This is a genomic window from Pseudorhodoferax sp. Leaf265 (assembly GCF_001422365.1).
Taxonomy (GTDB): Bacteria; Pseudomonadota; Gammaproteobacteria; order Burkholderiales; family Burkholderiaceae_C; genus Pseudorhodoferax.
Genome location: NZ_LMMT01000040.1, coordinates 192,407 through 217,334, shown reverse-complemented (window position 1 = coordinate 217,334; position 24,928 = coordinate 192,407). Strand labels below are relative to the sequence as shown.

Sequence of the window (24,928 nt, the reverse complement as noted above, 5' to 3'; positions counted from 1 at the left end):
GGGCTAAGGTGGGCGCCCCTTCACCACTTCTGAAAGGACAGCCCCATGGCCCAGACCAAGATCGCCGTCATCGTCGGCAGCCTGCGCAAGGACTCGTTCAACCGCAAGCTGGCCGTCGCGCTGGCCAAGCTCGCGCCCGCCGATGTGACGTTCGAGCAGCTGCGCATCGACGACCTGCCGCTGTACAACCAGGACGACGACGGCAGCCCCGCCGCCAGCGTCACGCGGCTGAAGGCGGAGATCCAGTCGGCGCAGGGCCTGCTGTTCGTGACGCCCGAGTACAACCGCTCGATCCCGGGCGTGCTCAAGAACGCGCTGGACCACGGTTCGCGGCCTCATGGCAAAAGCGCGTTTCCGGGCAAGCCCGCAGGCGTGATCGGCGTGTCGGTGGGTGCCATCGGCACGGCGCTGGCGCAGCAGCACCTGCGCAATGTGCTGGCCTACCTGGACGTGCCCACGTTGGGCCAGCCCGAGGCCTTCGTGCAGGCCAAGGACGGCCTGTTCAATGCCGACGGCAGCATCGGCGAGGCCAGCCGCGCCTTCCTGCAGGGCTGGCTCGACAAGTACCTGGCCTGGGTGCGGCTGCACGCCGCGGCCTGAGCCATCAGCCGCGCGGCCGGTCCTGCGGACGCGCAAACCAGGGCCAGGCGTTCAGCAGCGCATAGAACGCCAGTGCCGCGACCATGATCGCCAGCAGCGTGGGCAGGCCTGCCCCCAGCCGCAGCGCCAGATGGCCCGCCAGGTAGACCACCAGCAGCCGCGCCGCGCCGGCCACGATGCTCCAGCCCATGCGCCGCGCGCCTTGCGAGGCGAAATAAAGCGACAAGCCCAGTCCGAACAGCCCGTAGGCAGGCCCTACCGCGCGCAGGTACTGCGTGCCGACGCGGATCGCCTCCTGGTCGTGCGTGAACAGCCCGAGCCAGGCGGCGGGGAACAGCGCCGCAGCCAAGCCCACGAATGAGGTGACGGCGGCGGCGAGCAGCGCCCCGGTCCAGGCGACGCGACGTGCGCGCACGAGCTGGCCGGCGCCGGTGTTCATGCCGACCATGGCGACCATGGCAGCGCCAAAGCCGAACACGATGGGAATCTGCAGGTACTCGAGTCGGATGCCGAGGCCGAAGCCTGCCAACGCTTCGCTTCCCAGAGGACTGACCAGGGCCGTGGCCGTCAGCACCGAGAGGTTCAACGTGATGTTGTTGACGATGGCCGGCGCGCCCACGCCCAAGATGTCGCGGAACAGCGGCCAGCGCAGCGTGTGGTTCAGGCGCAGCTGCACGCCGCCGTTGCCACGCCACACCGACACCAGCATCACCGCGGCCGCGGCGACGTAGTAGACGACCAGGGCCAGCCCCGCGCCCGTGATGCCCAGGGCCGGCACCGGGCCCCAGCCGAAGATCAGCACGGGCGAGGCGAGCAGCAGGAGCAGCACGCCGCCGGACAGCACCATCGCCGGCAGCGCCATGTTGCCGCTGCCGCGCAACACGCTGGCCATGCCGTTGGCCAGCCACAGGAACACGGCGCCGACGAAGATCGCGTTGGAGTAGGCGAGGGCGGCCTCTTGCACAGCCGGCGTGGCGCCCATGGCGCGGTACAGCAGCGGCCCGCCCAGCAACCCGCCCAGCATGCAGGCCATGCCGAACGCCAGCGCGATGACCAGCGCGTGCAGCGCCAGCGCCTGCGCCTTGTGCGTGTCGCCAGCGCCGATGGCGCGCGCAATGGCCGAGGAGATGCCCCCGCCCATGCCGCCGGCCGACATGGTCTGCATCAGCATGACCAGCGGGAACACCAGCGCCGCGCCGGCCAGTGCGTCCACGCCGAGCAGGCCGACGAAGTAGCTCTCCAGGAAGTTGGCGGCGGCCTGCGCCAGCATCACGACGAGGTTGGGCGCGGCCAGCAGCAGCAAGGTGGCCAGCACCGGGCCGTGCAGCAGGCGCTGGGAGCGGGCCTGGGCGGCGACTGCGGCCTTGCCGGGTGCGGCTGCCGGGGTGGTGGGAACGGCGCTCATGGCTGCGCGCCTTCCTGCAGCAGGCGCGTGCGTGCGCTGGACAGCAGCGCTTCGGAGATCGGGTCGCCCTTGGTGGCGCGCGACAACAGCAGCGCGCCGACCAGCGTGGCCACGTCGGCCAGCGCGCGCTGCTCGGCTTCGGACGTGCCGGCGTCGGGCTGCAGGCTGGCCAGGCGCGCGGCCATGGATTTCACGCCGTCCAGGTAGGCCGCGCGCACGGGCGCGTCGGCACCGGCGCGCGCCACGTCGCCGGCCAGCGCGGCGGCCGTGCAGCTGTTGCCGGGGCGGTCGCGTGTGGCCGTGGACAGATAGCCTTCGACATAAGCCTGGCGGCGGTCCTTGCGCTCGGGCAGTTCGGCGAAATGCTGGTCCCAGCGCGCACCGGAATGCTCGAAGGCCTTGGCGCACGCCACGGCGGCCAAGCCTTCCTTGGAGGAGAAATGGCCATAGAAGCCGCCATGCGTGAGGCCGGCCGCGGCCATCACCTCGGCGACGCTGACGCCGTGCAGGCCCTTTTCGCGGAACAGGCGCGCGGAGGCCTTCTCGATGGCGATGCGGTTCTGGTCGGTCTGTTGCTGGGATACGCGTGGCATGCGACGCTCCATTTCCGATAAATGACAGGCATCATAAATCGAACAGGAAAATAGATGTTGGCCATCATGTTTTTGGGCGAACGCGCGGCTACCGCTCTTTACAGAACTTCATGCGCTGGATGTCGGCCGGGCGGGCGCCGGGCCGTTGAATGCGCATCTCGTTCCGCTCTGTTGGAGATCCGCATGAAACGTCTGTCCCTGCTTGCCGTGCTGGCCGCTGCCGCGCTGAGCGGCTGCGTGGTGGCGCCCGTTGGCCCGGGCTACTACGGCCATCGCCGCCCGGTGGTGGTGGCGCCCCCCGTGGTCGGGCCGCCGGTCGTGATCGTGCGCCCGGGCTACGAGGGCCGGCCCCGCTACGACGACGACCGCGGCTACGGCTACCGCGACGGTCGGCGCTGGCGCCGCGACGATTGAAGCCCGGGCCGGGAACCAAAGCCTGGCCGCCGCAATCCCATCGCCGACAATACCGTGATGCCCTCCGCCGGAGGGCGCGCGCCACAAGAAGCGTCGCAAGAAAGGGTGGGAATGCTGCTGCGAATGTTGGACCAGGCACCGCGTACCGTGCTGGCCCTGGTGAGTCTGTTCTGTATCGCCTTGCTGGGCTTTGGCCTGTACCTGCAGCATGGCCTGGGCCTGGAGCCCTGTCCCATGTGCATTGTGCAACGGTACGCACTCGTGCTCGTGGCCGTCGTGGCGGGGCTCACCGCCATGCTGCGTTCGCGCGGCGCCCACCTGGCCGGCGGCCTGCTGACCTTGCTGATCGCCGGTTTCGGCGCCTTCGTCGCAGCGCGGCAGACCTGGCTGCAGTGGTATCCGCCAGAGATCGCGAGCTGTGGCCGCGACTTCTACGGCATGATCGAAACCTTCCCCCTCAAGCGCGCCGTGCCCATGATCTTCGCTGGCGGCGGCGATTGCGCGGCGGTCGACTGGACTTTCCTGGGCGGCTCGATCGCCAATTGGTCTTTCCTGTGCTTTGTCGCCATCGGCGTGGCGATGCTGGCACTCCTGTGGCGCCGTAGCGTGGCCCGCTGAACCTCCACATCTGTTGCAAGAGGTGTCGGCGTCGGCCTACAGAGGCTCGTGCCCAAACCTGACCGCAACTGCCGGGTCATGCGCTACCGTAGCCGCATCGATTCAAATGGGGAGTGTTGGTTCATGTCATCAGCCGCGTTGCATGCTCTCGAAGCCGTGCCACCAGTCAGCCTGGCGGACGACAACGCGCTGTCCATGGCCCAGGAAGCAGCCCGCTACGCAGTGCTGCGCCGGATGGGTTCGGCCATCCGGCACCAGATCGCAGGATCGCTGCAGCCGGTCAGCATGATCGCTTCTCTGGTGGAGCGGCGCGTGCAGGCGCCGGCGCCCAACCTGGAAGCCCTGCGGCGCAATTGCAGCGAGATGAACACGCTGGCCCGCTCGGCCAGCAGCGAATGCGTGGCCTTGATGGGCTGGCTGGCGCCGCACGAGGGCGAGCAGGTGGCATTGAACGAAGGTGTCGCCGACTGCCTGCACCTGCTGACCACCGAGTTGTCGTTCCGCGGCTTCACGGTGGTGGACGCGACCCAGGCCGAGAACGCGCGTGTTGCGCGCCTGGGCCTGCGCACGCTGGTGCCAGCTTGCCTGATGGCGCTGACGGACGCCGCGGCCACGCCAGCCCAGGTGCGCATCGAGGCCGGCATCGACGGCACGGTGGCGAATCTCTCGATGTCGCTGCAGCCCACGCCCGATGCCGAAGACCCGGTACAACCCGCCAAGGCCTACCGGCCGCTGACCTGGTCGGATGTGAAGGCGCTGGCGCAAGCTGAGGGCGTGCGCTTGCAATGGGGTCCGCAGACCGTGCGCTTGCAGTTCGACGTGCAGCCGGCCGCACAGGACGCTGACGTGCGCTGGGGCTGAGCCTGCGGTTCGCCGTGGCATGAAAAAAGGGGCTCGGTGTACGAGCCCCTTCTTCTTTGGCGTGGTCGCCGATCAATCGATCAGCTTGTTCTTGAGCGCGTAGTAGGTCAGGTCGCTGTTGGAACTCAGGTTGAGCTTTTCCATCAGCCGCGTGCGGTAGGTGCTGACCGTCTTCACGCTCAGCGACAGGGTCTTGGCGATGTCGCCCGCGGTCTCGCCCTTGGCCAACTTCAGGAACACCTGGAACTCGCGTTCGGACAGCTGCTCGTGCGGCGCCTCGTCGCCCTTGCGGTTGATCTGTTGGGCCAGCAGTTCGGCCACGGCAGGGGTGATGTAGCGCCGCCCCATGGCGACCGTGCGGATCGCATTGACGATCTCCATCGGATCGCATTCCTTGTTCAGGTAGCCACTGGCGCCCTGGCGGATCAGGTTCATCGCGTAGTGTTCCTCCGGATAACCCGAGAGGATCAGGATGCCGAGGTCCGGCGCCTTGGCGCGGATCATGGCGAGCACGTCGATGCCGGTTTGTCCGGGCATGGACAGGTCCATCAGCAGCACATCCATCTCTGTGTTGCGGACCAGGTCGATGGCTTCGCGACCGCTGGCAGCTTCGCCGACCACGCGCAGATCCACGTGGTCCGAGAAGAACTGCCGCAGACCTGAACGCACGATGGCGTGGTCATCCACGATGCCGACTTTGATCATCTGGCTCCTTCCGGTGAAGCGTGTTGTTGCTATGGAGGGAGTTGTACTTTGGCCGCCCTGGGGCGTCTGTAGGACAGCGGCCAAATCAGGGCTGCGCAGGGGTGCGCAGCGGAATCTGGCGACGGCGTCGGCACGTTGGACTGCCAATCTGTCTGGTGCGGGCACTGGCCGCACCGCCGTCGCCGTGAATGTAGGCCGCGCCCATGGCAGCCACAAGACATCGCGCTGCAATCCGTCGGGCCAGACGTGACATTTGTCGTGTTCGCCCGCGCCGTTCTCAGCCTGCCCGGGCCTGCCTGCCGACCACGGGATAGGACGGGTCGGTGTAGCCTGGCGTGGAGGGGTGACCGGGTGGAACGAGCCGGTTGACGATGGCCTCGTCCTCGGCAGTAAGCGCATAGTCCAGGGCGGGCAGGTAGTCCTTCCACTGAGCCAGCGTGCGCGGTCCGGCGATGACCGAGGACACTGTGCCACTGCCCAGCACCCAGGCCGTCGCAAACTGCGCGAGCGTGATGCCGCGGTCCTGCACATGGGCTTGCAGCGTCTGCGCGACCTGCAGCGATTCATCGCGGAACTCGGTTTCCATCACACGCTTTTCGCCGCGGCCCACGCGGCTGTCCGCAGCCGGCGCGGTGCCCGGCAGGTACTTGCCCGACAGGATGCCGCGCGCGATCGGGCTGTAGGGCACGACGCCGAGCCCGTGCTGGCGGCAGGCCGGCAGGATCTCGACCTCGGGCATGCGGTTGAGCAGGTTGTAGTAGGGTTGGCAGACGGCGGGGCCGGGCATGTTCAGGCGTTGCGCGAGGTGCGTGGCTTCGGCGATGCGCCAGCCGCGGAAGTTCGACAGGCCCCAGTACCGGATCTTGCCGGCGCGCAGCAGGGTGTCGATGGCGCGCAGCGGCTCTTCCAGGTCCAGCCCGTCGAAGTCGCGGTGCAGGTAGTAAATGTCGATGTGGTCGGTGCACAGCCGGCGCAGGCTGTTCTCCACCTCGGTCAGCACCCAGTGACGCGAGTAGTGGCTGTGGTTGGGCGCATCGGCCATCTTGTTGCCGAGCTTGGTCGCCACGATCCACTGGTGACGCCGGCCCGCCAGGACCTGGCCCAGCATCTCTTCGGACGCACCCTGCTTGTAGACATCGGCCGTGTCGAGGAAGTTGACGCCATGCTCCTGGGCGTGCGCGACGATGTCGCTGGCCTCGGCCAGTGCCGTCTGGTCGCCGAACATCATCGTGCCGAGGCACAGGGTGGAAACGCGCAGGGGACTCTTGCCGAGGGGGCGGTAGTGCATGGGTGCTCCGGTATCACGCAGGGGGAATGGCGCATGCTCGCCGGGCCGTCACCATAATGACGCTTCCGTTCCGAGGGCCTGGCCCTGGAGTTGCCGCGATGAACAAGCGTTGGATCTGCATGGTACTGGGGGCTTCGGTCGGGCCGGCCGCGCCCGCCATCGCACAGGAGCAGGCCCGGGTGCTGTCGGCCGTGCCCGTGGTGCAGCAGCGCACCGTCGCGCAGCAGGTATGCCAAGTCGCGCAGGAGGTCGCGCCGCAAGCCGACACCGGCGGCGGTGCCTTGCTGGGTTCGGTGGCAGGCGGTGTCGTCGGCAACCGCTTCGGCAGTGGCGAGGGGCGCGCGCTGGCGACCCTGTTCGGCGTGGTGCTCGGTGCTCTGTGGGGCGAGCGCATCGAAGGCCGGCCCGCGCCACAGATGCAGCAGGTGCGGCACTGCACGCTGCAGGGCGTGCTGCAGCCGCAGGTGGTCGCCTACGACGTGCATTACGCCTACGCCGGCAGGTCATACCGCGTTCAGTTGCCGCAGGATCCCGGGCCGACGCTGGCAGTGCAGGTCGTGCCCACGCCACTACAGCCCGGCATCACCATGCAGGCGCAGCCAAGCCCGCCACCAAAGGGTGGCGAAGGTCATTTCGAACATTGAAACGAACAAGCGGCGCGGGCGCCGCCGGGCTCAACGGGCGAGCAGTTCGTCCAGTTCCTTGCAGGACGGTGCGCAGACGGCTTGCGACTTGCCGATCACCTTGCGCGTGCCCAGTTGGGAACGCAGGCGGTGCTTGCCGCACAGAAAGCACGACATCGTGGAGCCGCCCATCGACGTACCTGCGGTGAAGGGCGAACCGGAGACCTTGGTCTTGTAGCGTAACCCGTCAGCCAAGATTGCGGTTTTCACTTCAGCTTTGGCCATTGGCGGAACTCTCCCTGGGTATTTGCATTGCGCGCTGGATCACGGTCCTGGCCTGCTGTTCGGCCGCCACAGATGACTCCAGTGGCGAGCGGCACAGTCCAGCGACCTCGTAATGCGCATTTTCGTACAACTCTGAGGCTGCTGGATGTTCGGCCAGCAAATCCCGCAGTGCATCGCTCGGTTTCACCGTGCGCAACGCTGCATCCAACCGTGCCACCACGGCCTGGTACTGGGCTGCATCGACGGGAATGGCGCTGTGTTCGAGCCGCTCCAGCAATGCAGCCAGGACGCGGACCGGTGCGAGTTCGGAAAGGGTGGAGTGCGTGGTCTTCATGTTCTGGTACATGGGGCCGGACACTGCCGATGCAAGCATTGCAGCAAAGCGAAAGGCCCCGCATCCTGCGACGCGGGGCCTTGGCCTTCTGGCTCCTCAACCTGGGCTCGAACCAGGGACCTACGGATTAACAGTCCGGCGCTCTACCAACTGAGCTATTGAGGAAAAGATCGGTGAATTTTTGGCTCCTCAACCTGGGCTCGAACCAGGGACCTACGGATTAACAGTCCGGCGCTCTACCAACTGAGCTATTGAGGAACGGTAGCCCACGATTATAGCGTCTTTTTTGGGACTTTCTTAGAAGTCAGCCTGCACTGCCAGGCGCGCCGTACGTGGTGTGCCCGTGAACAGGTAGACATGGCCGAACTGGGTAGGGGATTCCTTGTAGTAGCTGCGGTCGAGCAGGTTCTCGACACCCAGCGTCCAGCGCGTGGCCACGCCACCGACCTTGGTCGCATAGCGCAGCGCGGCGTCGAAACGAGTCCACGAGGCCAGTTCGATCGAGGCATCGGGCAGCACGGAGCGGCGGCCTTCGTGCACCACCGTGCCGTCCAGCGTGAGGCCGGGGATGCTGGCGACGTTGTGCGAGGCCCGGCCGCGCAGCACCAGCTTGGGCACGTTGACGGGGCGCGTGCCGTTGAGCGAAGCATCTGCGCTGCCGCGGCGCTTGGCGTCGAGCACGGTGGCGCCGCCGTCCAGCTGCAACGGACCACCGCGCCAGCCCAGCGTGCCTTCCAGGCCCTGGTGGACGGCTTCGCCGTCGTAGGAGCCAGTGCAACTGGTGCCACAGGCGTCGATGTTCGTCATCGGTCGCACGATGCGAAACCAAGCCAATTGCCAGTTCCAAGCGTTGTCGCCGCCCTTGGCACCGATTTCCTGTTGGCGCGATTTGCGCACCGGCAGCACATCTCCACCGTTGCCGTACTCCGGCCGGTTCGGCACTTGCACCGATTCAACGCCTTGACCGTAGCTGGCGTAGAGCAGAGGGCCTTGGACGATCTGGTAACCCAACCCGAGCCAGGGGGTCGTGATGCTGCTGTCGTATGGGGGAGGACCTGAGCCGTCGGTGCCAATACTTTTCCTGTGCAAGCGCGTATGGCGCATGCCCAGCCAAGTCGTCCATTGCGACGTCCACCGAATCGTGTCCTGCAGCGACAACTCCAAGGCGCGTTCGTCGCGGTTGGTATTGGCGTAGAGTGCCTCCGGGTTGGCTTGCGTGATGGCCGTGCCGTCCACGTTGCCGATGCCCACCCCGTTGTAGGTCTGGCCCTCGAAACGATTGCGCACGCGCGAGGAGAGCAGGCCGACCGACAGGTCGTGCGCAACACCGCCCGTCGTGAGCTTGCCCTTGAGCTTTAGTTGCGCAGCGGTCAAGCGGCGTCGCTCGTTCTCGCTGCGGAAGTCGTACATGTCGTAGGTACCGTCACTGCAGTAACGATAGGGCGGTCCGATGGACTCCGCGCTGCAGCCGAAGGCATACGCCAGCCGGTCATCCGTCTTCAAGCGCTGCTGCCCCAGCTGCGCCGACCAGCGCCAGTCCGCATTCAGCGCCTGCTCGATGCGCAGCGTGCCCGTCAATGCGCCGAACACCGAAGGCTGCGACCACGGCTGGTTGTTCAGGTTCAGGTGCGGGCTGGGCACGGGCGCCAGCCGGTTGCCCAGCAGGCTGTAGCCGGCCTGGCTGGGCTGCGACTTGTGGCTCCATTCCAGCTCTGCCTCGACCAGCGTGTCGCGGCCCACGCGCCAATCGGTCGCGAGCGCCACCAGGCTGCGTTCACCCTTCAGGTCGTCGATGCGCGGGCGCAGCGTCTCGTGCGCCACATTGAAGCGGTAGCCGAACACGCGGTCCACGCCGAAGCGGCCGCCCAGGTCGATGGCGCCCAGCACGCCGCCGCGGCCGGAGACTTCCACGGTGGCGCTGCGCAGATCCTTCTCGGTTGGCCGCTTGACCACGTAGTTCACGAGTCCGCCTGGCGCGCTGGTGCCGGCCTGGATGCCGCTCGTGCCCCTGAGGATCTCGACGCGCTCCTTGTTGTCCAGCGGAATCGAGGTCTCCGCGCTGATCGGCAGGCCTTCGCGCCGGTAGTTGAAGCGGTTGTCCAGCGTGAAGCCGCGGATGCTCAGGTAGTCCCAGTAGCCGGGCGAGTTGTAGCTGTCGGTGACCGAGGCGTCGAACTGCGTCAGGTCGGCCAGCCTGCGTGCGCCGCTGGCCTGCAGCAGTTGCGCATCGACCACCGTGGCCGAAATCGGCAGTTCCTTGAGCGGCTGGTCGCCGAAGCCCGTCACGTCGGCCTGGGGCGCCTGCTTGCTGGCGTCCACGCGCACGGTGGGCAGCGTGGGCGCGGTGGTCTGTGCGCCCGTCGCCGAGGCGAACAGCACCGCCACGGCGCCCGCCAGGGCATGCGGTCTGAAGGAAAAACGGTTCATTGCCACAACGCTTTCGACGTCATAGCAGGTCGGCCTGCCGGATCTTCTGGCGGCCGTGCGAGAAGCCACTTTGGCGGTGGCGCGGCCCAATCTGGTCAATGCTTCCCTGCGCGAGGATTACCTCAATCAGGTTCAAAGGGACTTTCTCAGTCACACGCTGCATTTGCAGCGCACGACACCCCTAGCGAGGCGCCCCTGCGGGCGCGGGCCGGATTCTAGGTCAGCTATTTCGGTTTGGTGACGGCCATGGTTTCCAGGATGGCCTCGAGCTGCGGGCTCATCGGCAGGTTGATGCTGGTGCCCGAGGGCAGGCGGCGCAGGAACCAGCGCGTGTACTGGCGTTCGATCTCGCCGTCCTCGGCCAGCCGCTGAAAACTGTCCTGGACGACGCGGGCCAGCTGCGGATCGTCCTTGCGGAACATGATGCCGTAGGGGTCGTAGGAGAGGAATTCGCCGACCACCTGGTACTTGCCCCCACTACCTTGTCCGGCCTGGTCCGCGATCAGGCCGTAGAGCAGCACGTCGTCGGTGGCGAAGGCATCGACCGCGCCGCTGGCCACCTGGGCGAAGCTGGCGGCATGGTCGGGCTGCACGACGACCTGCGTGTCGAGCTTGAACCTTTGCACGAGGTCGCGCAGCGTTTTCTCGTTCGTGGTGCCGGCCGTGACGGCGACCTTGCGACCCGCCAGGTCGCGGAACGAGCGCACGGGCGAGCCTGCCTTGACCATGAGCTTGGTGCCCGAGACGAAGATGATGGGCGAGAAGGCCACGCGCTGCTGGCGCTCCAGGTTGCTCGTGGTCGAGCCGCATTCCAGGTCGGCCTGGCCGCTCACGATCGCATCGAAGCGCGATGCCGAAGTCACGGGCACCCAGGTGATCGTGAGCGTACGGTTCACGGCATCGGCGATGGAGTCCACGAGCGCCTTGCACAGCTCGACCGAGTAGCCGATGGGCTCCTTGCGTGCATTGAGGTAGGAGAAGGGCACGGAGGATTCGCGGTGCGCGAGCGCGATGGTCCCGCTGGCGCGCACCTTGGCCAGCGTGCCGCTCAGCTGCACTTCCTGCGCGAGCGCGCTGCCTGTCAGGGCGATGCACAGCCAGGCCGCATGCCATCCCGTTCTTGCGGTGTGCATGTGCCTGGCCTCAGGCATGCGCGGGCTGGGCCAACGTGGCGGCGGCTTCGCGGTCCAGCGCCTTCGCATTGGCTTCGGCCTCCGCCTCGGGCAGCAGTTCGCCTTCCCACTTGGCGACAACGGCCGTGGCGATCGAGTTGCCCACGGCATTGGTGGCCGAGCGGCCCATGTCCAGGAAGGTGTCCACGCCCAGGATCAGCAGCAGGCCGGCCTCGGGAATGTTGAATTGGTTCAGCGTGGCGGCGATCACGACGAGCGAGGCGCGCGGCACGCCGGCCATGCCCTTGGAGGTCAGCATCAGGATCAGCAGCATCGTGATCTGCGTGCCCAGCGACAGCTCGATGCTGTAGGCCTGGGCGATGAACAGCACGGCGAAGGTGCAGTACATCATCGAGCCGTCCAGGTTGAACGAGTAGCCCATGGGCATCACGAAGCTGGAGATCTTGCGCTTGACGCCGAAGCGGTCCAGCGCGTCGAGGATCTTGGGATAGGCCGCCTCGGAACTCGCCGTGGCGAAGGACAGCAGGAAGGCTTCCTTGATCAGCACCAGCAGCTTGCGCACGCGTGGCCCCAGGAACACGAAGCCCGCGAAGACCAGGACGGCCCACAGCACGAACAGCCCCAGGTAGAAGTCGCGCATGAACACCGCGAACTTGAGCAGGATCTCCAGCCCGTTCACGGCCACGGTGGCAGCCATGGCCGCCATCACTGCCAGCGGCGCGAGCTTCATCACGTAGCCCGTGATCTTGAGCATGGCGTGCGAGAGCTCGTCGATCGCGGCCACCAGCGTCTTGCCCTTCTCCCCGAGTGCGGCCAGGGCCACACCGAAGAACATCGAGAACACCACGATCTGCAGGATCTCGTTGTGGGCCATGGCCTCGGCGAAGGACTTGGGCACGAGGTGGCTCACGAAGTCCTTGAGCGTGAACTTGGACGTGGCCAGGTTGGCCGAGGCGCCGATGTCCGGCAGCGGCAGGCCCAGGTTCACGCCCGGCTTGAGCAGGTTGGCCATGATGAGGCCCAGCACCAGCGAGACCAGCGAGGCCGTGACGAACCAGCCCAGCGCCTTGCCGAACACGCGGCCGACGGACGATGCGTCGCCCATGTGGGCGATGCCCACGACCAAGGTGGAAAACACCAGCGGGCCAATCAGCATCTTGATGAGCCGCAGGAACACGTCCGACATGATGGAGATGTAGCCGGCGATCTCGGCGGCGGACTTCTTGTCGGGGAAGTTGGTGAACACCATGTAGCCAAGGACGATGCCGATCACCATGGCGATCAGGATCCAGACGGCGGGAGGGAGTCTCTTCTTCATGGAAAGCCTTCGTGCAAGTTGTGTTGGTTCTTTGCTGCGCGATGCGGGTGGCGGCCCCGCAGGACTTGGTGGCGTGGAGAAGGTGTCGTCGTGGCTGGTGCGTGCTCCCGGTGTGTTGGACAGGAGCGCTACCGCGACGCCGTGCGGGCGGTGCGGAGTTGAGGCGAGGGCGCGCGAAGGCACATGGTGGACAGGCGGGCCCGCACAGGGGATGAACGGTGGGCCGCAGCGTAGTCTGCGCGACTTCGGGGCTGTCGCGCAAGCCCGGTAGCAATCGGAGACACGGCCCGTCGCCGCCCCGCGCATCGCGCGCGCGGCGGCGTGGTTTGCGAACTTACTTGTCGAGCCCGCCGAGGCAGACGTACTTGGTCTCGAGGAACTCCTCGATGCCGTACTTGGAGCCCTCGCGGCCCAGGCCGGATTGCTTGACGCCGCCGAAGGGCGCCTCCGCAGTGGAGATCAGCCCGGTGTTCACGCCCACCATGCCCGACTCCAGCCGTTCGGCCACGCGCATGATGCGGCCGATGTCGCGGCTGTAGAAGTAGGCGGCCAGGCCGAACTCGGTGTCGTTGGCCTGGGCGATGACCTCCTCCTCGCTGTCGAAGGCGAAGATCGGCGCCAGCGGGCCGAAGGTCTCTTCCTTGGCGAACAGCATCTCGGCCGTGGCATTGCCGACCACGGTGGGTTCGTAGAACTGGCCACCCAGCGCATGGCGCTTGCCACCGGTCAGCACCCGACCACCCTTGGCCACGGCATCGGCCACGTGCTCCTCGATCTTGGCCACGGCCTTGGCGTCGATCAGCGGGCCTTGGGTCACGCCAGCTTCCAGGCCGTTGCCGACCTTCAGCGCCTGCACCTTGGCCACGAGCTTCTGCGTGAACTGCTCCAGCACGCCGCGCTGCACGTACAGGCGGTTGGCGCAGACGCAGGTCTGGCCGGTGTTGCGGTACTTGGAGACCATCGCGCCCTCGACAGCGGCGTCGATGTCGGCATCGTCGAACACGATGAAGGGCGCATTGCCGCCCAGCTCCAGCGAGAGCTTCTTGATGGTGTCGGCCGACTGGCGCATCAGCGTGCGGCCCACCTCGGTCGAGCCCGTGAAGGTCAGCTTGCGCACCACCGGGCTGCGCGTCATCTCGCCGCCGATCTCGGACGCCGAGCCGGTCAGCACCGACAGCAAGCCCTTGGGCACACCGGCGCGCGCCGCCAGTTCGGCGAAGGCCAGCGCCGAGTAGGGCGTCTGCGTGGCCGGCTTGACCACCATGGAGCAGCCAGCCGCCAGCGCCGGACCGGCCTTGCGCGTGAGCATGGCGGTCGGGAAGTTCCAGGGCGTGATGGCGGCCGTGACACCGATGGGCTGCTTGAGCGCGAGGATGCGCTTGTCGCCGCTGGTGGCCGGGATGGTGTCGCCATAGACACGGCGTGCCTCTTCGGCGAACCAGTCGATGAACGAGGCCGCATAGACGATCTCGCCCTTGGCCTCGGCCAGCGGCTTGCCCTGCTCGGTGGTCATGATCTGCGCCAGGTCGTCCTGGTTGGCCAGCATGAGGTCGTTGAGCCTGCGCAACACGGCGGCGCGCTCCTTGGCCGGCACCTCGCGCCAGGCGCGCTGGGCCACCGCCGCAACGGCGATCGCGCGCTCGGTCTCGGCCGTGCCGCACATGGGGATGGTGCCGATGGTCTTGCCGTTGGCGGGGTTGACCACCGGCGTGGTCTTGCCGCTGTCGGCGTCCTTCCATTCTCCGGCGATGAAGGCCTGCTGGCGCAGCAGGCTGGGGTCTTTGAGCTGCAGCATGGTCGCGTCCTTTGCGTCAGGCCTTCAGGGCCGCGGCCAGGATGTCCAGGCCTTCGTCCAGCAGCGCATCTTCGATGGTGAGCGGGAACAGGAAGCGGATCACGTTGGCGTGCACGCCGCAGGTCAGCAGCAGCAAGCCGGCATCGCGGGCACGCTCCTGCACCTGCTTGGTGAAGGCTGCATCGGGCGTGCCGTCGGGCTGCGCGAACTCCATGGCCACCATGGCGCCCAGGCCGCGCACGTCGCTGATCTGCGGCACGGTCTTGCGCAGGGCGTTCAGGCGTGACTTCAGATGCTGGCCCAGGCGCTCGGCGCGGGCACTGAGCTGCTCGTCGGCGATCACGTCCAGCACGGCATGGGCCGCCGCGATGGCCAGCGCATTGCCGGCGTAGGTGCCGCCCAGGCCGCCGGGGGCCGGCGTGTCCATGATCTCGGCACGGCCGACCACGCCCGACAGCGGCAGGCCGCCAGCCAGGCTCTTGGCCACGGTCATGAGGTCCGGCAGCACGTCGTAGTGTTCCATCGCGAACAGCTTGCCGGTGCGGCCGAAGCCGGTCTGGATCTCGTCGGCGATCAGCACGATGCCGTGGCGGTCGCAGACCTCGCGCAGCGCCCGCATGAATTCGGGCGGCTGCACGTAGAAGCCGCCTTCGCCCTGCACCGGCTCCACGATGATGGCGGCCACCTGCTCGGGATCGATGTCGGCCTTGAACAGTTGCGCCAGCGCGGCCAGCGACTGCTTGACCGTGGTGCCGTGCAGTGCAACGGGCGCCGGCACGTGGTAGATGCTGCCCGGGAAGGGGCCGAAGCCGGTCTTGTAGGGCACGACCTTGCCGGTCAGTGCCATGCCCATGAAGGTGCGGCCATGGAAGGCGCCGCTCAAGGCGATGACGCCGGGGCGGCGCGTGTGGGCGCGCGCGATCTTGATGGCGTTCTCCACGGCTTCGGCGCCGGTGGTGAAGAAGGCCGTCTTCTTGGCGTGCTGGCCTGGCGTCAGCGCGTTCAGGCGTTCCGCGAGCGCGACCGAACTCTCGTATGGCACGACCTGGTAGGCCGTGTGCGTGAAATGCTCGAGCTGGTCCTTCACGGCCTGCATCACGCGCGGATGGCGGTGGCCGGTGTTGAGCACCGCGATGCCGGAACCGAAGTCGATGTAGCGGCGGCCCTCCACATCCCAGATCTGCGCGTTCTCGGCGCGTTCGGCGTAGATCTGGAAGCCGATGCCCACGCCGCGCGGCGTGGCGGCGACGCGGCGCGCGTCGATCTGCTGGTTGGTGCTGGTTTCAAGGGCGGTGGTCATGACGGGATGCTGGCCTGCAAGGCCCGGGTTGGCTGGACACGGGCGCAGTCTACGAATACATTGATTCCAACAAAAGAACCAATTTATTCATATCCGATGGAGCCAATTTCAGGCCAGGAGGCGCAGGCGCTGCCAGACTTCGTGCTGCAGCAGTTCGCGCCCGGCAACGGCGAGTACAACCACCAGCAGCTGTACCGCATCCTGCAGGGCGGCATCCGGCAGTCCACGCTGCCCGCCGGGCACAAGCTGCCGCCCACGCGGGCCATGGCCGAGGCCCTGGGCATTGCGCGCAACACCGTCGTGCAGGTCTACGAGCAGCTCGTGCTGGAAGGCCTGGCGCAGGCCGGCGTGGGCCGCGGCACCTATGTGGCCGAGGCCGCGCCAGGCTTCGTCGGCCGTGTGCGCGCCGCGCCGCGCGGCGGCGGTGTCGCCGCCTCGCCGCTCTCGCAGCGCGGTGCCGACCTGGTGCAGGGCGCGCTGGCCAGCCCCATGCAATGGGGCGCGTTCACGCCCGGTGTGCCCGAGGTGCGCATGTTCCCCGCCAAGGTCTGGAGCCGCCTGCAGAGCCAGGCCTGGCGCGAGGTGCAGCCGGCCCACCTGAGCTACGCCACGGGCGCCGGCCACCCGGCCCTGCGCGAGGCCATCGCCGACTACCTGGGCGGCACGCGCGGCGTGGCCTGCGATGCCACGCAGGTGGTGGTGACCAGCGGCACGCAGCAGGCGCTGCACCTCGTGGCCCATCTGCTGGCCGACAACGGCGACCGGGTCTGGCTCGAAGACCCGGGCTACTGGGGCGCGCGCGCCATGTTCCGCGCGGCCGGGCTGGCGCTGGAGCCCGTGGACCTGGATGCCGAGGGCCTGGCGCCGAGCGCGCAGCAGCTGGAGAAGCCGCCGCGGCTGATGTTCGTCTCGCCGGCCCACCAGTACCCCACCGGCGTGCTCATGAGCCACGGCCGGCGCCGCCAGCTGCTGGACTACGCGGCGCGCCACCGTGTCTGGATCGTCGAAGACGACTACGACAGCGAGTTCCGCTTCGCCGCCCGGCCGCTGCCGGCGCTGCAGGGCCTGGACGAGCAGGGCCGCGTGCTCTACCTGGGCACCTTCTCCAAGACGCTGTATCCCTCGCTGCGGCTGGCCTACCTGGTGCTGCCGCGCGACCTGGTGGAGAGCTTCTCGCGGGCCCTCAACGAGCTCTACCGCGAGGGCCAGACGCTGCAGCAGGTGGTGTTGGCGCGCTTCCTGCGCGAAGGCCACTACGCGCGCCACATCCGGCGCATGCGCGGCGTCTATGCAGCGCGCCGGGCCGCGTTGATCGAGGCCGTCACGGCGCGCTTCGGAACGCGTTTGCCCTTGCTGGGCAGCGATGCCGGGCTCCACCTGGTGCTGGGCCTGCCCGACGCGGCCGATGACGCCGCCGTGGCGGACGAAGCCCTGGCCGCTGGCGTGATGACGCGGCCGCTGTCGATGTACAGCCTGCACCGCCCCGCAGCCCACAAGGGCCTGGTGCTGGGTTACGGCGCCGTGACCGAACCCGAGATCCGCGCCGGCTTTGACCGGCTCGCGGCCGTGCTCGAGCGGCATGCCTGAGGCCGGCAGGTCGGCATGCAAACTCGGCATGCCATGGCCGTAGGCGCTCTCCTACACTGCCGCCACCACCACCCAAGGAGACCCAGATGAGCAGCCCCGCCTTCCGCATCGAGCACGACCTGTTGGGCGATCGTGAGGTGCCGGCCGAGGTCTACTACGGCGTGCACACGCTGCGCGCCGTCGAGAACTTCCCGATCACCGGAACCGCGATCTCCATCTATCCCGAACTCATCAAGGCCCTGGCCTGTGTCAAGCAGGCCGCCGCCCATGCCAACCACGAACTGGGCCTGCTCGACGAGAAGCGCTGCAATGCCATCTCGGCCGCCTGCGACGAGCTGCTGGCCGGCAAGCTGCACGAGCAGTTCGTCGTCGACGTGATCCAGGGCGGTGCCGGCACCTCGACCAACATGAACGCCAACGAGGTCATCGCCAACCGCGCGCTGGAGCTGCTGGGCCATGCCAAGGGCCAATACCAGCACCTGCACCCGAACGAGCAGGTCAACATCGGCCAGAGCACCAACGACGTCTACCCCTCGTCGCTCAAGATCGCCACCTGGTTCGGCATCGCCGGGCTGGTCGATGCCATGGAGGTGCTGCGCCAGTCCTTCGCGCGCAAGGCCGACGAGTTCAAGGACATCCTCAAGATGGGCCGCACCCAGTTGCAGGACGCCGTGCCCATGACGCTGGGCCAGGAGTTCGGCACCTATGCGGTGATGCTCGAGGAAGACCAGCAGCGCCTGCGCGAGGCCGTGCTGCTGATCTGCGAGATCAACATGGGCGCCACCGCCATCGGCACCGGCATCACGGCGCACCCCGACTACGCGCCGCTGGTCTTGAAGCACCTGCAGCGCATCACGGGCATCCCGCTGGTCACCGCGCCCAACCTGATCGAGGCCACGCAGGACTGCGGCGCCTTCGTGCAGCTGTCGGGCGTGCTCAAGCGCGTGGCGGTCAAGCTGTCCAAGATCTGCAACGACCTGCGCCTCCTGTCCAGCGGGCCGCGCGCCGGCTTCAACGAGATCAACCTGCCGCCCATGCAGGCCGGCTCCAGCATCATGCCGGGCAAGGTCAACCCGGTGATCCCGGAGGTGGTGAACCAGGTCGCGTTCGAGGTGATCGGCAACGACATCACGGTCAGCTTCGCGGCCGAGGCCGGTCAGCTGCAGCTCAACGCTTTTGAACCCATCATCGCGCACAGCCTGTTCAAGAGCGTGGCGCACCTGCGCAGCGCCTGCCTCACGCTGTCCTCGCGCTGCGTGGACGGCATCACGGCCAATGCCGAGCACCTGCGCGGTCTGGTCGCCAACTCCATCGGCATCGTCACCGCACTGAACCCCTACATCGGCTACGCCAACGCCACGGCCGTGGCGCAGGAGGCGCACGCCACGGGCGGCAGCGTCTACGCCATCGTGCTGGCCAAGGGGCTGCTGACCAAGCAGCAGCTCGACGAGATCCTGCGGCCCGAGGTGCTGACGCAGCCGACACCCTTGAGCCGGCCCTGACGCGGTCCTGAGGAAAGAGGCGGGCAGGGTGTGCGGCGCCACACCTGCCCGAAGGTGCTGTTCCCGCACGGAGCGCACCAGGCCACCATGCCGGTAGCAATTGCGACATCTCAACTCCGCATCTACCGACAGGAACATTCCATGGCCCGCCTCCCGCATCCGCCCGTGCATTCCGCACGCCTTCTCGCACACTTTTCCGCACGCCGCTCCTGCCTGCTGCTTGCCGCGTTGCCGCTCGTGCTGGCCGCTTGCGGCGGCGGCGGCGACGACGACGATCCCGCCGGCGCGGCCGGGTTCAAGATCTCCGCCACCGTCACGGGCCTGGACAGCGGCAAGACGCTGGTGCTGCAGAACAACGGCGGCGACGATCTCAGCGTGGGCGCCAACGGCAGCCTGGTGTTCGCAACGGCCGTGGGCGCGGGTGCGGCCTATGCCGTCACGGTCAAGACCCCGCCCGCAGGCCAGCAATGCGCCGTCGCCAATGGCAGCGGTACGGCGTCTGCGGATGTCAGCGATGTCACCGTCACCTGCAGCGCGGCCCTGGCCGGCGGCGTGCAGGCGCTGGCCGGCGACTGGGAACTGCGCCGCTGCACGCGGCTCGGGGCGGCCAGCTCGGCACGCACGCTGGTGCGCGTGACGCCGACCTCCGACACCGGCTTCACCTGGGGCAGCGGCCTGGTGCAGTACGGCTCGGCCGATTGCACGGGCACGGGCGCACCGTTGCCGCCCACCACCATCGGCCAGGGCGAGATCACGTCCGCGCAGTCGGCCGCCGGTATCGCGGCGCACTGGACCCGCATGGCGCTGGTCACCGGCATCGTGAACCACATGGTCTGGTCGAAGACCAGCGCCACCGAGCTGTGCGTGATCGGCGACCAGAACCCGAGCCTGTTCGCCAACGCCGGCGCAGTGCTGCAGTCGATCAATGTGACGCCCGACGGCGTCTGCTACGTCAAGCGCTGACCGCTGCCTGGCCGGTCCCGTCCGCGAAGGCCTGGCCCAGGAAGGCGCGCAGCTGCACCGGGCGCACCGGCTTGACGCAGACCTGCAGGCCCGCCGCCCGCGCGCGCTCCAGATGCTCGCTGCCGGCATCGCCGGTCACGATGAGCGCAGGCAGCAGCCGGCCGGCGGTGGCCCGCAGGGCCTGTACGGCGTCGATGCCGCTGGCGCCTTCGGCCAGGCGCAGGTCGACCACCAGGGCATCGGGCATGAAACCTTCAGCCAGCATGCCGGCACCATCTGGCGCGCTGGCCGCGCCGCGCGCTGCGCAGGCCCACGAGGCCAACAGGTGGACCATGGCGTCGCGTGAATCCGCGTCGTCGTCCACCACCAGCACGCGCCGTCCGCGCAGCAGCGATGGCGCGTCCGCACTGGCGACGCCGCCGCTGTCTTCCGTCTCCGAGGCGGCCAGCGACAGCGTCAGCGCGAAGACGCTGCCCTGGTCCGGCTGCGAGCGCACGGCCAGGTCCAGCGACAGCAGCGCACCGATGCGCTGCACCGTCGACAGGCCCAGCCCGAGGCCGAGTCGGCGGTCCCGGCCAGGATTGCCGACCTGGTAGAACGCATCGAAGATCCTGGGAAGGTGCTCCGGCGCGATGCCGATGCCGGTGTCTTCCACCGCCAGGCGCACCTGTCCGCCGTCCACCCGCGTCACCACGCGCACCGCGCCCGTGTGGGTGTAGCGGATGGCATTGGAGACCAGGTTGGCCAGCAACCGCGCCAGCAGCACGCGGTCGCTGCGCACGCTCACCGGCACGGTCTCGGTGGTGAACGCCAGGCCCTGGGCCTGCGCCACGATGCGCAGCGGCGCGCAGCATTCGCGCACCAGTTCGTCGAGCGCGAACACCGACCACTGCGGCGCCATCTCGCCCGCGTCCATGCGGCTCATGTCGAGCAGGCCATCGATCACCAGCGTCATGCCGTCCACGCAGTCGGCCAGGCGCCCGGCCATGTCGGGCAGCGGCGCGGCGCCCGTGTTCGGCGTGCGCAGTGTGTGCACCAACAGGCCCATGGCGTGCAGCGGCTGGCGCAGGTCATGGTTGGCGGCGGCGAAGAAGCGCGTCTTGGCTTCGCCGGCCTGCACCACCTGCTGGTGCGCCGCGGCGCTGCGTTCGGCTTCCTGGCGCAGTTGCTCCACCAGCTCGGCGTTGCGCTTGCGCTGGGTTTGCACCTCGCGCAGCGCGCGCGAGATGCTGGCGCAATTGAGCAGGCCGTAGACGCCGATCAGGAACAGCAGAAGGGCCATCAGCCAGTGGTAGCCGCCCCCGATCAGCAGGTCGCGCACCACCGTGGGCCCGAGGATCAGCACCACATAGCCGAACAGCGCGCGGTCGAAGCAGGCCATGCGCGCGGTGCCGCCCAGCGCCACGCAGGCCAGTGTGATGTGCAGGATGGCCTCGGCCTGCGGGCTGCCCTGCACGTCCAGCAGGATGCACAGCATCCCCCAGAGCGCACCCATGGCCAGCGTGGTGGCCAGCGCCGGCAACACCCAGAAGGCGATCTGCGTGCGCCGGTGCATCCAGGCGGCCCAGAGCGTCAGGCGCACCGCCACCAGCACCGCGTAGGCTGCGAACCACCAGCGCACGGCGCCGCCCGCGGGGTGGTCGGCGTACTGCAGGTAGCAGATCAGCGCGGCCATGGTGCTCAGCAGCCAGGACCTCGGCGTGGTGCGGACCATGCGTTCGAGCTGCTCGGCCTCGACCTCGGTGGGAACGAGCTGCAGCGACAGGCTGCGCCAGCGCGGCAGCAGCGGCGTCAGCGGGGCGCTGGTGCTCACAGCAATCCGCGCTCGCGCGCCAGCACCAGCAGGTGGGTGCGGTTGTGGGCGCCAAAGCTGTCCAGCAGCGCCGTCACGTGCAGCTTGACGGTGCGCTCGGCGATGCCCAGCGCGTCTGCGATCTGCTTGTTCTGCTGGCCGGTGGCGACCAGGGCCAGCACCTCCAGCTGGCGGGCGGTGGGCGCCCCCGGTCCCGCGATGTCGGCGAACGCCGCCAGCGCACGGGGGCCGAACCACTCCTGGCCGGCGCACACGGTGTCCAGCGCGTGCAGGATCTGGTCGATGGCCAGCGACTTGCCGATGAAGCCCGCTGCACCGGCCGCCCGCGCACGCGCGGCCAGGGCCGTGGTCTCGTCACCGGAGATCAGCACGCGCGCCACCAGCGGGTGGGCCGCGCCGAAGCGGCGCAGGCCCTCCAGCCCGTCGATGGCGGCCAGCCGGTAGTCGATCAGGGCGATGTCCAGCTCGGCGCATCCGCCGGCCAGCGCCAGGCCGTCCTCGACACCGGCCGCCGTCAGCACCTGGACGCCCGCGCGGGCGTGCGACAGCGCATGCGCGAAGCCGACGCTGAACAGCGGGTGGTCGTCGATCAGCAGCAGCTTCATCGGGGGGACGCGGTCAGGCGGCAATGAACAGCGCAGGGTCCACCATGGCCCGGTTCAGCATCACCGACCAGTGCAGGTGCGGCCCGGTCACGCGGCCCGTCGCGCCCACCTTGCAGAACGCCTCGCCCGCGCGCAGCTGGTCGCCCGGCTTCACGTCCATCGCGCTCAGGTGGCAGTACATGCTGAGCAATCCCGCGCCATGGTCCAGCCAGACCGTGCCGCCGTTGAAGAAGTAGTCGCCGACATCGACCACGCGGCCGTCCAGCGGCGCCCGCACGCGCGTGCCGGTGGCGGCCGCGATGTCCATGCCGCTGTGCGGGTTGCGCGCCTGGCCGTTGAACACGCGGCGCAGGCCGAAGGAACTGGAGCGCCGGCCCGGCGCGGGCACCTGCATCTGCAGCCGCGGCGGCACCGCCGGGCTGAAGGTGGCCATCACCCCGGCCAGGTGCTCGCGCTCGCGTTCGTAGCGGGCCTGGTCTTCGGGAGAGAGATCCACGGTGCGCGGCGAGACCGTCAGCCGCTGCTCCTGGTACTTCTTGGGCAGGACCCGGTAAGGCACACGGCGCGGCACCTCGCCCGGCGCGGTGACGGTGATCGTGGCGTCGCCGGGCCGGGCCGCCAGCGCGATGCCGACCAGGGCAGTCCATTCGATGGCGTCGCCCACGACCAGCAGGGGCACCTCGCCGGCATGGGCCTGCGGGCGGGTGGCGGCCGGGCCGAGCGACAGGCGGGCCACGCCGCCGGGGACGACCGCTGCCCGCGGCCAGACATCGGGCGGCGGCGGGAGCTTCTTGGCGGGTGCGGCCTGCAGGCGCGGCAGGGCGAGCAGGCTGGCGGTGCAGAGCAGGGCGGTTCGGCGGGAGGGGCAGGAAGGCATGGGTCGATTGTGGCCGCCGTGCCCATCCCCTCTCAGCCCGGGGTGCCGGTTTCCGCCAGCCGCCGTGCGTAGACCGCCAGCACGATGCGCTCGGAGTGCACCAGGTAGTCCTGCAGGGCCGCGGCCGCCTCCGCGTAGCGGCCAGCTTCGGTCAGCTCCAGGATCTTCACGTTCATGTCCACATAGGGCGCGTGCAGGAACTCGGCGTCCTGCAACATGCCGAAGGCCAGCCGCAGTTCGGCCAGGATGGGCGTGAACATGCCATTCAGGCGCTCGCTGTCGGCCAGCTCGACCACCGCCATGTGGAAGTCCATGTTGGCCGTGCCGACGCCGGACCAGTCGGCCGCAGTGCGCCGGGCCAGCGCCGTTTCCACCGCCGCGCGCATGCGCTTCTTGGCCGGATGCCGCGGATAGGCCTGGGCCAGGGCCTGGCATTCGATGAGCCGGCGCACGCGGTAGATGTCGATGATGGTCGCGATGCTCGGCACGGCCACGCAGACGCCGCGGTTGGGCGCGTGCGTGACCAGGCCGTCGTGCGTGAGCATCCGGAAGGCCTCGCGCAGCGTGTTGCGCGAGACGCCCAGGCTCTCGCTCAGGCTTTGCTCGGGCAGGCGTTGGCCGGGGGCGAGCTCACCTGCGGCGATCTGCTGGCGCAGCCGGGCCGCCAGGCGTTCGGCAAGGTTCGGCTCGGAAGAGGAGGCGAGGGCAGGTGTCGGCATAGGCAGGCCTTTTAGCAGAAACCACAACCAGCCAGCATGTGGAACACCCCAGGGCATTTTTTGGGGATGAAGCTTGATTTGTGTGACCAGGCAAATTACGATTGTTCAACAATTAGTTTGCATGTGTTCCATCATTTGCCGCGATTGTTGCCACCATCCCAGTCCCTGTTCTGCCCGGAGCCACCGATGTTCAACCGCCGTCCCTTGCTTGCCGCCGCTGCCTTGCTGGCCTGGTTGCCCCTGTCCGCCAGTGCGGCCGACTATCCCGCCAAGCCGATCCGCATCGTCGTGCCCTATGCGGCGGGTGGATCCACCGACACGCTGGCCCGGCTGGTGGCCGAGCGGCTGGGCAAGCAGCTGGGCCAGCCGGTGGTGGTGGACAACCGACCCGGCGCCAGCGAGCAGATCGCGATCACGCACGTGGCCAAGTCGGCACCGGACGGCTACACGCTGCTGCTGTCCACGCTGAGCGGCCTGGCCGTGAACCCGGGCCTGTACCCCAAGCTGCCCTACGACGTGCAGAAGGACCTGGTGCCCATCGTGCTGGCGGCCACGGTGCCCAGCGTGGTGGTGGTGAATGCCTCGGTGCCCGTGAAGACCATGGCCGAGCTGGGCAGCTACCTCAAGAGCAAGCCCGGCAGCGTGAGCTACGCCTCGGCCGGTGCCGGCACGCCCAGCCACCTGGGCATGGAGTACTACAAGCGCGCCAACGGCGTCGACCCGGTGCACGTGCCCTACAAGGGCGGTGCGCCGGCGCTGCAGGAGGTCATGGGCGGGCAGGTGCAGCTGATGATCGCGCTGGTGCCCGAGGCCATGCCCATGGTCAAGGGTGGCCGCCTGCGCGCGCTGGCGGTCACGAGCAACAAGCGCCTGGCCAGCTACCCCGACCTGCCCACCGTGGCCGAGTCCGGCGGGCAGGACCTGGACGTGACCTTCTGGTACGGCTTCGTCGCGCCCACGGGCACGCCGCCAGCCATCGTCACGAAGCTGAACCAGGTCATCAACCAGATCCTGGTCGAGAAGGACGTGCAGGCCAAGCTCGCCGAGATGAACCTCGATGTGGTGGGCGGCGCACCCGCACAATTGGCCGCCCTGATCAAGTCCGATGCGGCCCGGTGGAAGAAGGTGATCGACGACGCCGGCATCAAGGTCGACTGATCGCC

24 protein-coding genes, 2 tRNA genes and 1 riboswitch are annotated in these 24,928 nt (G+C 68.4%); of the genes, 9 read left to right on the top strand and 17 right to left on the bottom strand.

Translation table 11 applies throughout. From position 1 onward, the window contains the following. Window positions 1-45 precede the first annotated feature (45 nt). Window positions 46-600, top strand: a complete 555-nt coding sequence (locus tag ASF45_RS32430) for an NADPH-dependent FMN reductase (protein WP_056673458.1) — start codon at window positions 46-48, stop codon at window positions 598-600. Window positions 601-604: 4 nt separating this feature from the next. Here ASF45_RS32430 and ASF45_RS32425 read toward each other — a convergent pair whose 3' ends face one another. After that, window positions 605-2,005 (bottom strand): MATE family efflux transporter, encoded by a 1,401-nt coding sequence (locus tag ASF45_RS32425; protein ID WP_056673455.1) that lies wholly within the window; start codon window positions 2,003-2,005, stop codon window positions 605-607. Beyond that, window positions 2,002-2,598, bottom strand: coding sequence for a TetR/AcrR family transcriptional regulator (locus ASF45_RS32420; RefSeq protein WP_056673451.1), 597 nt, complete (start codon window positions 2,596-2,598; stop codon window positions 2,002-2,004). Before ASF45_RS32420 ends, ASF45_RS32425 begins: the two co-directional genes overlap by 4 nt. Window positions 2,599-2,781: 183 nt before the next feature. On the opposite strand from ASF45_RS32420, the gene ASF45_RS32415 reads away from it, so the two are divergent. From ASF45_RS32415 to ASF45_RS32405, 3 genes are all read left to right on the top strand, one after another. Continuing rightward, window positions 2,782-3,012 carry a hypothetical protein gene (locus ASF45_RS32415; protein ID WP_056673449.1) on the top strand — a complete coding sequence of 77 codons (231 nt, stop codon included), beginning with the start codon at window positions 2,782-2,784 and terminating at the stop codon, window positions 3,010-3,012. A 111-nt stretch (window positions 3,013-3,123) separates the two neighbouring features. Continuing rightward, entirely contained in the window at window positions 3,124-3,630 is a 507-nt protein-coding gene (locus tag ASF45_RS32410; protein WP_056673446.1) for a disulfide bond formation protein B, read from the top strand. A gap of 156 nt (window positions 3,631-3,786) precedes the next feature. Continuing rightward, window positions 3,787-4,491: a hypothetical protein gene (locus tag ASF45_RS32405; RefSeq protein WP_156473265.1), complete on the top strand. Its 705-nt coding sequence runs from the start codon at window positions 3,787-3,789 to the stop codon at window positions 4,489-4,491. A 72-nt stretch (window positions 4,492-4,563) separates the two neighbouring features. On the opposite strand, the gene ASF45_RS32400 is transcribed toward ASF45_RS32405, so the two are convergent. After that, complete coding sequence (locus ASF45_RS32400) at window positions 4,564-5,196, bottom strand: response regulator transcription factor (RefSeq protein WP_056673440.1); 633 nt, start codon at window positions 5,194-5,196, stop codon at window positions 4,564-4,566. Window positions 5,197-5,473: 277 nt separating this feature from the next. Beyond that, window positions 5,474-6,484, bottom strand: coding sequence for an aldo/keto reductase (locus ASF45_RS32395; RefSeq protein ID WP_056673437.1), 1,011 nt, complete (start codon window positions 6,482-6,484; stop codon window positions 5,474-5,476). A 98-nt stretch (window positions 6,485-6,582) separates the two neighbouring features. On the opposite strand from ASF45_RS32395, the gene ASF45_RS32390 reads away from it, so the two are divergent. Continuing rightward, window positions 6,583-7,128: a glycine zipper 2TM domain-containing protein gene (locus tag ASF45_RS32390; RefSeq protein WP_056673434.1), complete on the top strand. Its 546-nt coding sequence runs from the start codon at window positions 6,583-6,585 to the stop codon at window positions 7,126-7,128. 30 nt (window positions 7,129-7,158) lie between these two features. On the opposite strand, the gene ASF45_RS32385 is transcribed toward ASF45_RS32390, so the two are convergent. The 9 genes from ASF45_RS32385 to gabT all read right to left on the bottom strand — a co-directional run bounded on the left by ASF45_RS32385 (window position 7,159) and on the right by gabT (window position 15,699). Next, window positions 7,159-7,392 (bottom strand): hypothetical protein, encoded by a 234-nt coding sequence (locus ASF45_RS32385; RefSeq protein ID WP_056673431.1) that lies wholly within the window; start codon window positions 7,390-7,392, stop codon window positions 7,159-7,161. Further along, window positions 7,379-7,726 (bottom strand): hypothetical protein, encoded by a 348-nt coding sequence (locus tag ASF45_RS32380; protein WP_082551428.1) that lies wholly within the window; start codon window positions 7,724-7,726, stop codon window positions 7,379-7,381. The genes ASF45_RS32385 and ASF45_RS32380 overlap by 14 nt, the downstream gene beginning before the upstream one ends. Before the next feature lie 89 nt (window positions 7,727-7,815). Then, window positions 7,816-7,891, bottom strand: a tRNA-Asn gene (locus ASF45_RS32375). 17 nt (window positions 7,892-7,908) lie between these two features. After that, window positions 7,909-7,984: transfer RNA gene (locus tag ASF45_RS32370), tRNA-Asn, on the bottom strand. Between the two features lie 39 nt (window positions 7,985-8,023). Further along, a complete protein-coding gene (locus ASF45_RS32365) occupies window positions 8,024-10,153 on the bottom strand; it encodes a TonB-dependent siderophore receptor (RefSeq protein WP_056673425.1) in 2,130 nt (709 codons plus the stop codon). An 86-nt stretch (window positions 10,154-10,239) separates the two neighbouring features. Then, window positions 10,240-10,346, bottom strand: a riboswitch (TPP riboswitch). Window positions 10,347-10,377: 31 nt separating this feature from the next. Beyond that, window positions 10,378-11,286: an amino acid ABC transporter substrate-binding protein gene (locus tag ASF45_RS32360; RefSeq protein ID WP_056673422.1), complete on the bottom strand. Its 909-nt coding sequence runs from the start codon at window positions 11,284-11,286 to the stop codon at window positions 10,378-10,380. A gap of 10 nt (window positions 11,287-11,296) precedes the next feature. Beyond that, the gene (locus ASF45_RS32355; RefSeq protein ID WP_056673419.1) at window positions 11,297-12,604 is read right to left on the bottom strand and encodes a dicarboxylate/amino acid:cation symporter; all 1,308 of its coding nucleotides are present in this window, start codon (window positions 12,602-12,604) and stop codon (window positions 11,297-11,299) included. Between the two features lie 334 nt (window positions 12,605-12,938). Further along, window positions 12,939-14,399 carry an NAD-dependent succinate-semialdehyde dehydrogenase gene (locus ASF45_RS32350; RefSeq protein ID WP_056673415.1) on the bottom strand — a complete coding sequence of 487 codons (1,461 nt, stop codon included), beginning with the start codon at window positions 14,397-14,399 and terminating at the stop codon, window positions 12,939-12,941. A gap of 16 nt (window positions 14,400-14,415) precedes the next feature. Then, window positions 14,416-15,699 carry a 4-aminobutyrate--2-oxoglutarate transaminase gene (gene gabT, locus ASF45_RS32345; protein ID WP_056673411.1) on the bottom strand — a complete coding sequence of 428 codons (1,284 nt, stop codon included), beginning with the start codon at window positions 15,697-15,699 and terminating at the stop codon, window positions 14,416-14,418. Between the two features lie 96 nt (window positions 15,700-15,795). Here gabT and ASF45_RS32340 point away from each other — a divergent pair, with 96 nt between their 5' ends. The 3 genes from ASF45_RS32340 (at window position 15,796) to ASF45_RS32330 (ending at window position 19,751) form a co-directional block, all read left to right on the top strand. Further along, the gene (locus ASF45_RS32340) at window positions 15,796-17,286 is read left to right on the top strand and encodes a PLP-dependent aminotransferase family protein (RefSeq protein WP_056673408.1); all 1,491 of its coding nucleotides are present in this window, start codon (window positions 15,796-15,798) and stop codon (window positions 17,284-17,286) included. 86 nt (window positions 17,287-17,372) lie between these two features. Continuing rightward, a complete protein-coding gene (gene aspA, locus ASF45_RS32335; protein WP_056673405.1) occupies window positions 17,373-18,788 on the top strand; it encodes an aspartate ammonia-lyase in 1,416 nt (471 codons plus the stop codon). A 141-nt stretch (window positions 18,789-18,929) separates the two neighbouring features. Continuing rightward, complete coding sequence (locus tag ASF45_RS32330) at window positions 18,930-19,751, top strand: hypothetical protein (RefSeq protein WP_056673402.1); 822 nt, start codon at window positions 18,930-18,932, stop codon at window positions 19,749-19,751. Here the strand turns inward: ASF45_RS32330 and ASF45_RS32325 are convergent. The 4 genes from ASF45_RS32325 to ASF45_RS32310 are packed head-to-tail and all read right to left on the bottom strand — an operon-like array spanning window position 19,741 to window position 23,765. Beyond that, complete coding sequence (locus ASF45_RS32325; RefSeq protein WP_056673399.1) at window positions 19,741-21,564, bottom strand: hybrid sensor histidine kinase/response regulator; 1,824 nt, start codon at window positions 21,562-21,564, stop codon at window positions 19,741-19,743. The genes ASF45_RS32330 and ASF45_RS32325 overlap by 11 nt on opposite strands. Then, entirely contained in the window at window positions 21,561-22,169 is a 609-nt protein-coding gene (locus ASF45_RS32320; RefSeq protein ID WP_056673396.1) for a response regulator transcription factor, read from the bottom strand. The genes ASF45_RS32325 and ASF45_RS32320 overlap by 4 nt, the downstream gene beginning before the upstream one ends. Before the next feature lie 13 nt (window positions 22,170-22,182). Next, a complete protein-coding gene (locus tag ASF45_RS32315; RefSeq protein ID WP_082551401.1) occupies window positions 22,183-23,046 on the bottom strand; it encodes a M23 family metallopeptidase in 864 nt (287 codons plus the stop codon). Between the two features lie 32 nt (window positions 23,047-23,078). Then, entirely contained in the window at window positions 23,079-23,765 is a 687-nt protein-coding gene (locus tag ASF45_RS32310; protein WP_056673394.1) for a GntR family transcriptional regulator, read from the bottom strand. Between the two features lie 186 nt (window positions 23,766-23,951). Here ASF45_RS32310 and ASF45_RS32305 point away from each other — a divergent pair, with 186 nt between their 5' ends. Beyond that, entirely contained in the window at window positions 23,952-24,923 is a 972-nt protein-coding gene (locus ASF45_RS32305; RefSeq protein WP_056673392.1) for a tripartite tricarboxylate transporter substrate binding protein, read from the top strand. Window positions 24,924-24,928 lie beyond the last annotated feature (5 nt).